The organism is Streptomyces sp. NPDC014889, assembly GCF_043081205.1.
Lineage (GTDB): Bacteria > Actinomycetota > Actinomycetes > Streptomycetales > Streptomycetaceae > Streptomyces.
The window spans coordinates 231,802-245,149 of sequence record NZ_JBIBWH010000007.1 but is presented as its reverse complement, the minus strand read 5'-3'; the positions used below and the strand labels follow the sequence as shown (position 1 = coordinate 245,149).

Here is a 13,348-nt window from a genome sequence, read left to right as displayed (position 1 = left end):
CGCCGGGATCACTGGCCGTTCTGGGCCAGCCTCAGCAGATGGTCCGCCAGCGCCTGTCCCCCCGTGGGGTCCCGGCTGATCAGCAGCAGTGTGTCGTCGCCTGCGATGGTCCCCAGGATGTCGTGCAGCTCGGCCTGGTCGATGGCCGAGGCGAGGAACTGCGCCGCCCCCGGAGGCGTGCGCAGGACCACGAGGTTCGCGGAGGCCTCCGCGGAGATCAGCAGCTCCTGCGAGAGCCGCCGCATCCGCTCCTCCTTCACCGACTCCCCCAGCGGTGCGCGCGGGGTGCGGAAACCGCCCTCGCTGGGCACCGCGTAGATGAGGTCGCCGTCGGTGTTGCGGATCTTCACCGCGTTCAGCTCGTCCAGGTCGCGGGAGAGCGTCGCCTGGGTGACGCTCAGCCCGTCGTCGGCCAGCAGCTTCGCCAACTGGCTCTGGGAGCGCACCGGTTGCCGGTTGAGGATGTCCACGATCCGGCGGTGGCGTGCGGTGCGGGTCTGCGGCACCGCGGGCCCGGCCTCGGTCTGACCGTTCTGCGCCTGGCTCATCGTCGTCTCAATCTCCGGATCATCCGTCCCCGCCTGCCACGTCCAGGATGCCGGGCAGCGCCCCGAGGAAGGCGTCCACCTCGTCGTCGCCGAGGTTCAGCGGCGGCATCAGCCGTACGACGTCGTGGGCGGGCGCGTTCACCAGGAAACCGGCCTCCTGAGCCGCCTGCTGCACCTGCGGCGCGCGCGGCTCGGTGAGCACGATACCCAGCAGCAGGCCCGCGCCCCGGACGTGGGCGACCAGCGGGTGGCCCAGCGACTCGATCCCCTCGCGCAGCTTCTCGCTCTGCCGCTTGACGTTCTCCAGCAGTCCCTCACCAGCGATCGTGTCCAGGACCGCGAGTCCGGCGGCGCAGGCGACCGGGTTGCCGCCGAAGGTCGTACCGTGCTGACCCGGCTGAAGCAGGTCGGCGGCGCGCCCGAAGGCGACGGTGGCGCCGAGCGGCAGTCCGCCGCCCAGCCCCTTGGCGAGCGTGACGACGTCCGGCAGGACGCCCTCGTGGGCCTGGTACTCGAACCAGTGCCCGGTGCGCCCGATCCCGGTCTGCACCTCGTCGAGGACCAGCAGCGAACCGGTGGCCGCCGTGATCGCCCTGGCCGCCTTCAGGTAGCCGGGCGGGGGCACCACGACCCCGTTCTCGCCCTGGACCGGCTCGATGACGACGAGGGCGGTCTCCTCGGTGACCGCCGCGGCCAGGGCCCGCGCGTCCCCGTAGGGCACGTGGGTGACCTCGCCGGGCAGCGGCAGGAACGGCTCCTGCTTGCCGGGCTGGCCGGTGAGCGCGAGGGCGCCCATCGTACGGCCGTGGAAGCCGCCCTCGGTGGCGACCATGTGGGGGCGGCCCGTCAGCCGGCCGATCTTGAAGGCGCCCTCGTTGGCCTCGGCTCCGGAGTTGCAGAAGAACACCTTGCCGTCCCGGCCGAAGAGCTGGAGCAGCCGTTCGGCGAGGGCGACGGGCGGTTCGGCGATGAACAGGTTGGAGACATGGCCGAGGGAGGCGATCTGCCGGCCGACCGCCTCGACGACGGCGGGGTGGGCGTGGCCGAGCGCGTTGACCGCGATGCCGCCGACGAAGTCGACGTACTCCCGACCGTCGGCGTCCCACAGCTTCGCGCCCGCGCCGCGGACGAGGGCGAGCCGCGGGGTGCCGTAGTTGTTCATGAGCGCGCCCCGCCAGCGCGCGGCCAGTACCTCGTTGCTCAGGTCCTGGTTGCTCACGTCCTGGTTGCTCACGACTCCCCCTGTTCGTCCGGCACGACCATCGTGCCGATGCCCTCGTCGGTGAAGATCTCCAGCAGGATCGAGTGCTGGACCCGGCCGTCGATGACGCGGGCGGTGGTCACGCCGCCGCGCACCGCGTGCAGGCAGCCCCGCATCTTCGGCACCATCCCGGAGGACAGCTCCGGCAGCAGCTTCTCCAGCTCGCTCGCGGTCAGCCGGCTGATCACCTCGTCGGAGTGCGGCCAGTCCTCGTAGAGACCCTCGACGTCGGTGAGGACCATGAGGGTCTCGGCGCCCAGTGCCGCAGCGAGTGCCGCAGCCGCCGTATCAGCATTGACGTTGTAGACATGCCCGTCGTCCTCGGAGCGGGCGATCGAGGAGACGACCGGGATGCGGCCGTCGGCGAGCAGCGCCTCGATCGCGCCGGTGTCGATCCTGGTGATCTCGCCCACCCGCCCGATGTCGACCGGCTCGCCGTCGATCTCGGGGGTGTGCTTGGTGGCGGTGATGGTGTGCGCGTCCTCGCCGGTGAGGCCGACGGCGAACGGCCCGTGCTGGTTGAGCAGGCCCACCAGCTCCCGCTGCACCTGCCCGGCCAGCACCATCCGTACGACGTCCATGGCCTCCTCGGTGGTGACCCGCAGGCCCGCCTTGAACTCGCTGACGATGCCGTGCCGGTCGAGCGCCCGGCTGATCTGCGGACCGCCGCCGTGCACGACGACGGGCCTGAGGCCGGCGTGCCGCAGGAAGACGACGTCCTGGGCGAAGGCGGCCTTCAGCTCCTCGTCCACCATGGCGTTGCCGCCGAACTTGATGACGACGATCTTGCCGTGGTGCCGGGTCAGCCAGGGCAGCGCCTCGATGAGGATCTGCGCCTTCGGGAGCGCGGTGTGCTTGCGCGTGGTTCCGGAGCTCATGAGGAATAGGCGCTGTTCTCGTGGACGTAGTCGGCGGTGAGGTCGTTGGTCCAGATGGTGGCGGTCTCCGCGCCGGCGGCGAGGTCGGCCACGATGTGGACCTCGCGGTAGCGCATGTCGACCTTCTCGCGGTCCTCGCCGACGCCGCCGTTCTTGCAGACCCAGACGCCGTTGATGGCGACGTTCAGCCGGTCGGGCTCGAAGGCGGCCCCGGTGGTGCCGATCGCCGAGAGGACGCGGCCCCAGTTGGGGTCCTCGCCGTGGATGGCGCACTTCAGGAGGTTGTTGCGGGCGATGGAGCGGCCCACCTCCACGGCGTCCTCCTCGGTCGCGGCGCCCACCACCTCGACCTTGATGTCCTTGCTGGCGCCCTCGGCGTCACGGATGAGCTGCTGTCCGAGGTCGTCGCACACCGCGCGTACGGCCTCCGCGAACTCCGCGTACCCGGGGGTGATCCCGGAGGCGCCGGAGGCGAGCAGCAGCACGGTGTCGTTGGTGGACATGCAGCCGTCGGAGTCGACCCGGTCGAAGGTGACCCTGGTGGCGGCGCGCAGCGCCTGGTCGAGCACCTCGGCCTCCAGGTCGGCGTCCGTGGTGAGCACGACGAGCATGGTGGCCAGGCCGGGGGCGAGCATGCCCGCGCCCTTGGCCATGCCACCGACGGTCCAGCCTCCCCCGGACTCCGTCCGGGGGGACCCCCAGGTCACCACGGACGTCTTGTGGACGGTGTCGGTGGTCTTGATGGCGATGGCGGCCTTCTCGCCGCCGTGCTCGGAGAGCTGTGCGGCGGCCGCCGCGACGCCCGGCAGCAGCTTGTCCATGGGCAGCGGGACGCCGATCAGGCCGGTGGAGCACACGGCGACGTCGATGGCGCCGACGCCGAGCACGTCGGCGGCCTTCTCGGCGGTGGCGTGGGTGTCCTGGAAGCCCTTGGGGCCGGTACAGGCGTTGGCGCCGCCGGAGTTGAGGACGACCGCGGAGAGGCTGCCGTCCTTGAGGACCTGCTCGGACCACTGCACCGGGGCGGCCTTGACGCGGTTGGAGGTGAAGACGCCCGCGGCGGCGCGGCGGGGCCCGGTGTTGACCACGAGGGCCAGGTCCGGGTTGCCGTTCTCCTTGATCCCGGCGGCGATGCCCGCCGCCTGGAACCCCTTGGCTGCCGTGACACTCACGGTGCGACTCCGATCGTGGAAAGTCCGAGGTCCTCGGGGAGCCCGAGGGCGATGTTCATGCTCTGCACAGCGCCGCCCGCGGTGCCCTTGGTCAGGTTGTCGATGGCGCTGATCGCGACGACGCGGTGCGCGGCCGGGTCGTACGCCACCTGGATCTGCACGGCGTTGGAGCCGTACACGGAGGCGGTGGCGGGCCAGCGCCCCTCGGGCAGGAGGTGGACGAAGGGCTCGTCGGCGTAGGCCTTCTCGTACGCGGCGCGCACGAAGTCGGCGGTGACCCCGGGCCGGGCCTTGGCGCTGCAGGTGGCGAGGATGCCGCGGGGCATCGGCGCGAGGGTGGGGGTGAAGGACACGGTGACGTGTTCCCCCGCCGCCGCGCTGAGGTTCTGGATCATCTCCGGGGTGTGCCGGTGCAGGCCGCCGACCCCGTAGGGGGACATGGATCCCATGACCTCGGAGCCGAGCAGGTGCGGCTTGGCCGCCTTGCCGGCGCCGGAGGTGCCGGAGGCGGCGACGATCACCGCCTCGTTCTCGGCGAGTCCGGCCGCGTAGGCGGGGAAGAGGGCGAGGGAGGCGGCGGTCGGATAGCAGCCGGGCACCGCGATGCGCCTGGCCCCGGCCAGCGCGGCGCGGCCACCGGGGAGCTCGGGGAGGCCGTAGGGCCAGGTGCCGGCGTGCGGGGAGCCGTAGAAGCGCTCCCAGTCGGCGGGGTCCTTCAGCCGGAAGTCGGCGCCCATGTCGATGACGAGGACGTCGGGGCCCAGTTGCTCGGCGACGGCGGCGGACCGGCCGTGCGGCAGGGCGAGGAAGACGACGTCGTGCCCGGCGAGGGCCTCGGGGGTGGTCTCCTCCAGGACGCGGTCGGCGAGAGGCAGCAGGTGCGGCTGCAGGGCGCCGAGCCGCTCCCCGGCGTTGGAGTTCCCGGTCAGGGCGCCGATCTCGGCCTCGGGGTGCGCCAGGAGCAGGCGCAGCGCTTCTCCGCCCGCGTATCCACTCGCTCCGGCGACCGCCACACGTACAGCCATGAACCCTCCTCCTCGATGGCATGACTATACGTTTCGCTGCACGTTTATGCAATGTCGACGGGGGTCTTCACGGCCCGCTCCGGAGCGTGCGAGCCTCCAGGGGCACTCACCGAGGCAGCGCCACCCGACGAAAGGCATGACATGGACATGCTGACCAGACGTGAAAGGGCACTCGTCGCAGCCGTCTCCCTGGCACTCTTCGCCGGCGCGTGCGGCGGCTCGGGGAACGATGCCGGGTCGGACGTGACTCTCAAGATCACGACCAACGCCATCTCCGGCGGCAAGAACGGCGCACAGGCGGACTGGCTTCAGAAGTGGGCCATCCCGCGGTTCGTCAAGGCCGAGAAGGCCAAGGGTGTCGACGTGAAGGTCACGTTCCAGCCCAGCGGCGTGGACGACGAGCAGTACAAGACCAAGCTGGCCCTCGACCTCCAGTCCGGCTCCGGGCCCGATGTGTTCGACATCGACGGCATCTGGGTGGGGGAGTTCGCGCAGGCGGGGTACATAAAGCCTCTCGATAACGTTGTCAAGAGCGGCGACTGGGACGGCTGGAAGCAGATTCCGGACTCCGTGCAGCAGCTGGCCGCGTTCGAGGACAAGCGCTACGGCATTCCCAACGGCACCGACGGCCGCGTTCTCTTCTACAACAAGGACCTGTTCAAGAGGGCCGGTCTGCCCGCTACCTGGCAGCCGACGAGCTGGGACGACGTCATCCGGGCCGGCGAGCGACTGAAGTCGGTCAGCGGCGTCACCCCGATCCAGCTCAACGCCGGCACGGCCATGGGCGAGGCCACCACCATGCAGGGCTTCCTGCCGATGCTGGCAGGCACGGGCGAGCCGATCTGGGACGACGGCAAGTGGACGGGCGCCACCCAGGGCGTGAAGGACGTCCTCGGCCTCTACCGGAGGATCTACTCCGAGAAGCTCGGCGACCCGCTCCTCCAGCAGGAGGCGCAGGGCCGCGACAAGTCCTTCGAGCAGTTCGCCCACGGCAGGATCGGCATCCTGATGGAGGGCGACTACTTCTGGCGCGGTGTCGTCAACCCCGCCGAGGGCGTCGCGCCGATGAAGGACCGCGACCAGGTCGTGGGCTACGCCAAGATCCCGGCGATGGCACCGGGCAGGGGAATCAACGGCCAGGACTTCGTCTCCTACTCGGGCGGCAGCGTGCAGACGCTCAATCCGAAGTCCAGGCACCCGGACCTCGCCTTCGATCTGATGACGTTCCTGAACTCCGCCGAAGCCATCAAGTCGCAGCTGGCCGGCCAGGCCCGGATCACCGCCCGCACCGACGTCAACGACGAGGTGCTGGCGAGCGACCCGATGCTGTCCTTCGTCGCCAAGGACGTACTGCCCGTCACCACCTTCCGTCCGCCGCTGGCGCAGTACACACAGGTCTCGGCGCTGTTGCAGGAGGCCACCGCGGCGGTGGTCGGCGGCAGGAGCCCGCAGTCGGCGGCCGAGGAGTACGCGAAGAAGCTGGAAGGGGCCGTGGGCGGTGCCGACAACGTCACGTCCTGAGCCGCACGCCGCAGCGGCTCACGCGCGGGAGGGGGAACGGCGCCCCGCGCCGTCGCACGCGTCCGCCCGGTTCCGCGCCGGCGGCGACGCCGCCGGCCTGGGCCGGGCCCGTGCCACGGCGTTCCTCGTCCCGGCGCTCCTGCTGATCGCGGCGTTTCTGCTCTTCCCGGCGGTCTGGACCATCTACCTGGGGCTGACCGACTACCGGCTCACCGGCCTCGCCGCGGCACACCCCGAGTTCGTGGGGCTGGACAACTTCACGGACGCGGTGAGCGACGACCGGTTCGGCAACTCCCTCTGGCTGACCGTGGAGTTCGTCCTCGGCTCGGCCGTCATCGGCCAGTCGCTCCTCGGCTTCGCCGTCGCCTGGGTGATGCGCGAGCGGCGCGGCGCGCTGCGCCGCCTCGTCGAGGCGCTGATGCTGCTGGCCTGGGTGCTGCCCAGCTCGGTGGTGACCTTCCTGTGGATCGCGCTGCTCGACCGGGACAGCGGCTCACTGAACGCCCTGCTGCACACGCCGGGCGCCGCCTGGCTGCTGCAGTACCCGATGGCGTCGATCATCGTCTTCAACATCTGGCGGGGTGCGGCCTTCTCGATGATGCTCTACGCGGCCGCGATCGGGAACGTACCGCCCTCGCACCTGGAGACGGCACGGCTGGCCGGCGCGTCCGGCCGGCAGCAGCTGCGGGACGTGGTCCTGCCGCGGATCAAGGGACACATCCTGACCAACCTGCTGCTGATCAGCCTGTGGACGTTCAACGACTTCACCCCGTTCCTGCTCACCGCGGGCGGCCCCGAGGACAAGACCGCGATCATGCCGGTGTTCATCTACAAACTCGCCCTGAACAACGGCGAGCTCGGCTTCGGTGCGGCGATCTCGGTGCTGATGCTGCTGTTCAACCTGGTCATCGCGCTGTTCTACCTACGGATTCTCAGGCAGCGGAAGGACGGCACCGCATGACCGCCACCCTCGCCGGGTCCGCCGCCGACGACGCGTCGCACGAGGCCGCCCTGGAGCGGGCGCGGCGCACCGTGCGCACCGTCGGGCACTACACCTTCGTCTGTCTGGTGATCGCGTTCTTCGCACTGCCGCTGCTGTGGCTGGCGTCCGCGCCGTTCGACTCCAGGCCCGGTATCACGGCCTCGCTGCCGGACTTCACCCTGCACAACTTCCGCGTGCTCGCGGACAATCCGTACGCGCTGCGGTCACTGGGCAACTCCGTCGTCCTGGCGGCCGGGGCGGGCGCCCTGACCCTGGTGCTGTCGGCGCTCGCCGCGTACGCGCTGAGCCGGGTGCGGCTGCCGGGCCGGGACGTCCTGCTGTACGTCCTGCTGCTGCTGTCCTCCATCGTGACCGGCACGGCCGCCATGGTGCCCCTGTTCAACCTGGCGTTCGAGCTGCACCTCATCGACTCCCAGGTGGGCGTGGTGCTGGTGATGACCGGCGGCATGCTGCCCGGCGCGATCTTCATCCTGAAGGACTTCATGGACGGCACACCGGTGTCGTACGAGGAGTCGGCCCGCGTCTTCGGCGCCTCCCCGCTGCAGATCGTGCGGCACATCGTGGTGCCGGTGGTGCGGCCGGGCCTCGCGACGATCACGGTGTGGGCGGTGGCCCAGGTGTGGGGCAACTTCCTGGTGCCGTTCCTGCTGCTGCGCACACCGGAGAAGTCCCCCGCCGCCGTGGTGATGTACACGTTCTACACCGAGGGAGGACAGCCGGACCTCGCGCTCATCTCCACCTTCTCCCTGCTCTATTCGCTGCCGGTGGTCCTGATGTTCCTGTTCGTCAGTTCCCGGTACGGATTCCGGTTCCACGGAGGTATCAAGCGCTGATGGCATCGATCACCATGAGCGAGCTCGTGAAGATCTATCCCGGGGGTGTCCGGGCCGTGGACGCCATCGACCTGACGGTCGAGGACGGAGAGTTCTTCGCGCTGCTCGGCCCGTCCGGCTGCGGCAAGACGACCCTGCTGCGCACCATCGCCGGTCTGGAGGCGTCCAGCGGCGGCTCGATCCGCATCGGCGACCGCGACGTGACGGCCCTGCCGCCCGGGCGGCGCGATGTGGCGATGGTGTTCCAGGACTACGCGCTCTTCCCGCACATGACGGTCACCGACAACATCGCCTACCCCCTGCGCATCAAGAAGGTGCCCTCCGCCGAGCGTGCCCGGAAGGCCGCCGAGACCGCCGCCGAACTGGGCCTGTCCGACTATCTGGGGCGCCGCCCCGGCCAGTTGTCCGGCGGCCAGCAGCAGCGTGCGGCGCTCGCCCGGGCGATGGCCTGCCACCCGCGGGTGTTCCTCTTCGACGAGCCGCTGTCGAACCTGGACGCGCGGATGCGCCTGGAGGCCCGTACGTTCCTCAAGCGGCTGCAGCGCGAACTCGGCGTCACGACCGTGTTCGTCACCCACGACCAGGCCGAGGCGCTGGCCCTCGCCGACCGGATCGCGGTGATGGAGGGCGGCCGGATCCGCCAGCTCGGCACCCCGAAGGAGGTGTTCCACCGGCCGGCCAACACCTTCGTGGCCTCGTTCATCGGCTCCACCCCGATGAACCTCCTGGACGCGGTGGTGTCGTCCTCGGGCGAGCACCTCGCGGTCGGGAACGACGTACTGCCCGTGCCCGCCGCCTACGCCCGGGCGCTGACCGGCGGCGAGAAGCTCGTCCTCGGTGTCCGGCCGGAGTATCTGTCCTACTCCGCCGAGCCGGTGAAGCAGGCGCTGTCGGGGGAGGTCACCGTCGTGGAGAACCTCGGCAGCGCACAACTGGTCACGCTGAGCGGCGGGGCGGGCTTCGTCCAGGTGGTCGTCGACGAGGACACCGTTCTCCTGACGGGCGACCGGGGGTACGCCGTGCCCCGCCGGGACCGGATGCTGCTGTACCGGGACGGCGATCTCGTCGACACCGGCGCCCCGGCCGGGACAGCCGAATGAGCGCCCGCACCCTCACGGTCCACCGCGGTCGCTGGTCGCTGCGGGACCGGCTGGACGCGATGCTGCGGGAGCTGCCCTTCGAGGTGGTTCCCGGTACCGCGGCCGTCACCGTCGAGCTGTCCTACGACCGGCCGGCGGGCGTCCTCGACCTGGGCTGTCTGGGTGCGGACGGCTTCCGCGGCTGGTCGGGCGGCGCCCGGACGACGTACACGATCGCGGCCGACTGGGCGACGCCGGGCTATCTTCCGGGTGCGTTGGAACCCGGTGTCTGGCAGGTTCTGCTGCGGCTGCACCGCGTCCCGCCGGACGGCCTCGACTACGAGGTGCGGGTGACCGCCGCGACCGCCCGACCGGCGCCACCCGACCCGCCGGCCGCACCGGAGCCGGACCCGGTGCGGCGTCCCGCCGCACGTCAGCGGCGCGACATCCCCTCGGTCGACGGGCTGCGCTGGTACGCGGGCGACCTCCACAGCCACACCGTGCACAGCGACGGCGCGCTCACCGTCCCCGGACTGGCGTTTCTGGCCGCCGGACGCGGCCTGGACTTCCTCGCCGTCACCGACCACAACACCGTCAGCCACCACCCCGAACTGGCGGGCGCCGGCGCCCGTTACGGCATCGCCCTGCTGCCCGGCCAGGAGGTCACACGCGACGATGGTCACGCCAACGTGTTCGGCGACGTCGGGTGGGTGGACTTCCGCGAACCCGCCGACTCCTGGCACGCGCACGCCCGCAGCAAGGGCGGCATCATGTCCGTCAACCACCCGCTGGGCGGCAACTGCGCCTGGCGGCTGCCGCTCGCCGAGCGCCCCCGGCACGCGGAGATCTGGCACTCCGGCTGGTCCGACCGGCGCTGGGGCGCACCGCTGGCGTGGTCGGGCGCCTGGCGTCCGGACGTCATCGCCGTCGGCGGCAGCGACTTCCACCGCGAGGGTGATGACCAACTGCCCGGCTCCCCCACCACCTGGTTGCTGGCCGCGGACGACAGCCCTGCCGCCCTGCTCGCCGCGCTGGCCGCCGGGCGCACCGCGGTCTGCGCCGGTCCCGACGCCCCTCTGCTGCTGCGGTGGGGTGACGAAGTCGTCGCGCTGGGGGCCGACGGCACGGTGCTGGTCCGCCCGGACGGGCGGCGCCAGGTCGTCCACGGGGACCGCACGACCCTGCCCGCCGACGCGGGCCCGCACCGTCTGGAAAGCCACGAGAACGAGGTGATCGCACTGTGTCAGTGAGCATCCCCTCCCACGACCGCAGCGGGAGCGCGCTCGTCGTCGTTCCGCACACCCACTGGGACCGGGAGTGGTACCTGCCCTTCCAGCGCTTCCGCCTGCGACTCGTCGCTCTGCTGGACGAGCTGCTGGACCGGATGGAGGACGACCCGCGCCACCGGTTCACCCTGGACGGGCAACTGGCCGCGGTCGACGACTACCTGGAGGTGCGTCCCGGGGCCCGCGAGCGCGTGGTGTCGCTGGTGAAGGCGGGGCGGCTCGCCATCGGCCCGTGGGACATCCTGATGGACGAGTTCCTCTGCTCCGGCGAGCAGATCGTCCGCAACCTGGAGCGCGGCATCCGCCGCTCCGGCGAGCTGGGCGGCACCATGCCCGTCGGCTACCTCCCGGACATGTTCGGCCACATCGCGCAGATGCCGCAGATCCTGCGCGGCGTGGGTCTGGACCACGCCTGCGTCCACCGCGGCGTGCCCAGCAGGGTCACGACCGACACCTTCGCCTGGACCGCACCCGACGGCACGGCGGTCCGCACCCGGTACCTGGCCGCCGGCGGCTACGGCAACGCCGCGGGCCTGCTCGCCGACCGCGACGCGGTGGCCGAGGGGCTGCGCGAACTGCACGGCCGGATGTCCGCCTGGGCGCTGCCCGGGAGCGGCCCGCTGCTCGGCATGTACGGCTCCGACCACACCGCGCCGGAGAGCGACGCCCCGGATCTGCTGGCCCGGGCGGGACGCGCGGCCGGCATCACCGCCCGGCTGGCCACGCTGACCGAGTTCTTCGAGGGGCTGCCGTCGGCCACGGACGGACTGCCGGTGGTGCACGGCGAACTCCGTTCGCACGCCCGCGCGAACATCCTGCCCGGCGTCCACTCCGTACGTCCGCGGCTCAAGCAGGCGATGAGCCGCGCGGAACGCCGCGTCGAGCGGTACGCCGAACCGATGGCGGCACTGCACGGCGATGGCGGTGAACAGCGGTTCCTCGACATGGCCTGGCAGCGCCTGATCGCTGTCAGCGGCCACGACTCGGTCACGGGCTGCGGCTGCGACGAAACCGCCGTACAGGTGGCGGCGCGGACAGCCGAGGCCGAGCAGCTCGGCCAGGCCGTCTGCGACCTCATCGGGCGGCGCCTCGCCGCAGCCGTCCCGCACGACGCGCTGCTGGTCTTCAACCCCTCTCCATGGCCGCGCTCCGGCGTCGTGTTCGCCGATGTGGACCGGCCGGGCGTACAGGTCCTCGCGGACGACACCGACCTCCCCGCGCCGGTCGCGCTCGCCCGCGTGCACGGGACCGAGCTGTATGGGCGGCATGTCTCCTCCTGGTCGCTGAGCGGCGACGGCTCGCTCCTCACCTTCGAGGTCCTCCGGCAACCGTCGGCCCCCTTCGACGTGGCCGAGGTCCGCGAGGCGCTGGGCGCCGACTGGCGCAAGCGGAGACTGCGGGTGCGCATCGTCACCCCGCCCGGTGGGACGGTGCCGGTCTGGGCGCAGGTGCCGCCGCTCGGCCACGCGGCCGTGCGCCCGGCCGCCGAGGACTCGCCCACCGGTACCGGGCTGCCGCCGTACGATGTGCGGTCGGACGGCCGGGTGCTGGACAACGGCCTGGTGCGGATCGAGGTGGCCGGTGACGGCACCTTGGGCCTGCGGGGCCCGGACGGCGCCGTCACCGCCGGCCTCGGCGCGCTGACCGACGGCGGCGACCTGGGCGACACGTACAACTACGCCCCACCCGCGGCCGACCTGCTGGTCACCGAACCGGAGACGGTACGGGTCACCCGGGTCGCCGCCGGCCCGCTGCGTGCGGTCCTCGAGGTCGAGCGGCGCTACTCCTGGCCGGCGGCAGGCGACTTCGCGGTGGACGGTCGTGCGCGGCGCACCGAGCCGGTCGCGGTCACGATGCGCGTCGAACTGCGCGCGGCCGAGCCGTATGCCCGCGTCGACGTCGCGTTCGACAACCGCTGCGACGACCACCGGCTGCGGCTGCACCTGCCGCTGCCGTCACCGGCCCGGTCGTCCTTCGCCGAGGGCCAGTTCGCGGTGGTCCGGCGTGGCCTGACGGCGGAGGGCGGGGGCGGTGAGGCGCCGCTGCCGACCTTCCCGGCCTCGGGCTTCGTGGCGGCGGGCGGACTGGCTGTCCTGCTCACCGAGTACAGCGAGTACGAACTGGTCGACTCGGGCCGGGAGCTGGCGCTCACCCTGCTGCGCTCCGTCGGGCAGCTCTCCCGCAACCGGCACGTGATGCGCGACGAGCCGGCCGGCCCCCAGCTTCCGACGCCGGGCGCGCAGAGCCGGGGCCACCGCGCCGTCTCGCTCGCCCTGCTGCCGTACTCCGGCACCTGGGAGGGGGCGGCGGACACCGTGCTGCGGGCGGCGGACGAGTTCCGGCACGGGCTGCTGGCCGTCGCGGGCACGGCCGCCCTCTCGGCGCCGCTGCCCGAACCGGTGCACGGTCTGTCCGTCGGCGGCACCGGTGTGGTCCTGACCAGCGTGCGCGAGCGCGGCGAGTGGACCGAGGTACGTGTCGTCGCCGAGGGTGGCGTGTCCACCGAGGCAGTCCTCGACGGCGGGTTCACCCGGGCCCGACGCGCGGATCTGCTGGGCCGGGCCGGCGAGGAACTGCCCGTGCGCGAGGGGACGGTACGGCTGCCGCTGCGTGCCTGGGAGATCGCCACGCTCCAGTTGGGCCGCTGACGTCCGCCCCGCCGGGGCGGACGGAACGGCCGGAACACAGCGGTCGGCGACCACTCGGCGGGACGGCGGAGCCCGATGTGCGGCGGGCACCCGG

At 72.0% G+C, this 13,348-nt stretch carries 11 protein-coding genes; 6 read left to right on the top strand and 5 right to left on the bottom strand.

What is annotated here, in order from left to right:
• Window positions 1-8: 8 nt before the first annotated feature.
• The 5 genes from ACF09J_RS16125 to argC are packed head-to-tail and all read right to left on the bottom strand — an operon-like array spanning window position 9 to window position 4,884.
• Window positions 9-548, bottom strand: a complete 540-nt coding sequence (locus tag ACF09J_RS16125; protein ID WP_100567805.1) for an arginine repressor — start codon at window positions 546-548, stop codon at window positions 9-11.
• Window positions 549-567: 19 nt separating this feature from the next.
• Entirely contained in the window at window positions 568-1,752 is a 1,185-nt protein-coding gene (locus ACF09J_RS16120; RefSeq protein ID WP_392306202.1) for an acetylornithine transaminase, read from the bottom strand.
• A gap of 26 nt (window positions 1,753-1,778) precedes the next feature.
• Complete coding sequence (gene argB, locus ACF09J_RS16115) at window positions 1,779-2,687, bottom strand: acetylglutamate kinase (protein WP_392306044.1); 909 nt, start codon at window positions 2,685-2,687, stop codon at window positions 1,779-1,781.
• Complete coding sequence (gene argJ, locus ACF09J_RS16110; RefSeq protein ID WP_392306043.1) at window positions 2,684-3,859, bottom strand: bifunctional glutamate N-acetyltransferase/amino-acid acetyltransferase ArgJ; 1,176 nt, start codon at window positions 3,857-3,859, stop codon at window positions 2,684-2,686. The genes argB and argJ overlap by 4 nt, the downstream gene beginning before the upstream one ends.
• Window positions 3,856-4,884, bottom strand: coding sequence for an N-acetyl-gamma-glutamyl-phosphate reductase (gene argC, locus ACF09J_RS16105; RefSeq protein WP_392306042.1), 1,029 nt, complete (start codon window positions 4,882-4,884; stop codon window positions 3,856-3,858). Before argC ends, argJ begins: the two co-directional genes overlap by 4 nt.
• A gap of 147 nt (window positions 4,885-5,031) precedes the next feature.
• Here argC and ACF09J_RS16100 point away from each other — a divergent pair, with 147 nt between their 5' ends.
• The 6 genes from ACF09J_RS16100 to ACF09J_RS16075 are packed head-to-tail and all read left to right on the top strand — an operon-like array spanning window position 5,032 to window position 13,254.
• Window positions 5,032-6,405, top strand: coding sequence for an extracellular solute-binding protein (locus ACF09J_RS16100; protein WP_392306041.1), 1,374 nt, complete (start codon window positions 5,032-5,034; stop codon window positions 6,403-6,405).
• A complete protein-coding gene (locus ACF09J_RS16095) occupies window positions 6,383-7,366 on the top strand; it encodes a carbohydrate ABC transporter permease (protein WP_392306040.1) in 984 nt (327 codons plus the stop codon). Before ACF09J_RS16100 ends, ACF09J_RS16095 begins: the two co-directional genes overlap by 23 nt.
• Window positions 7,363-8,241 (top strand): carbohydrate ABC transporter permease, encoded by an 879-nt coding sequence (locus ACF09J_RS16090; protein WP_392306039.1) that lies wholly within the window; start codon window positions 7,363-7,365, stop codon window positions 8,239-8,241. The genes ACF09J_RS16095 and ACF09J_RS16090 overlap by 4 nt, the downstream gene beginning before the upstream one ends.
• The gene (locus ACF09J_RS16085; protein WP_392306038.1) at window positions 8,241-9,341 is read left to right on the top strand and encodes an ABC transporter ATP-binding protein; all 1,101 of its coding nucleotides are present in this window, start codon (window positions 8,241-8,243) and stop codon (window positions 9,339-9,341) included. The genes ACF09J_RS16090 and ACF09J_RS16085 overlap by 1 nt, the downstream gene beginning before the upstream one ends.
• Window positions 9,338-10,570: a CehA/McbA family metallohydrolase gene (locus ACF09J_RS16080; protein WP_392306037.1), complete on the top strand. Its 1,233-nt coding sequence runs from the start codon at window positions 9,338-9,340 to the stop codon at window positions 10,568-10,570. The genes ACF09J_RS16085 and ACF09J_RS16080 overlap by 4 nt, the downstream gene beginning before the upstream one ends.
• Window positions 10,567-13,254, top strand: coding sequence for an alpha-mannosidase (locus ACF09J_RS16075; RefSeq protein WP_392306036.1), 2,688 nt, complete (start codon window positions 10,567-10,569; stop codon window positions 13,252-13,254). Before ACF09J_RS16080 ends, ACF09J_RS16075 begins: the two co-directional genes overlap by 4 nt.
• Window positions 13,255-13,348 lie beyond the last annotated feature (94 nt).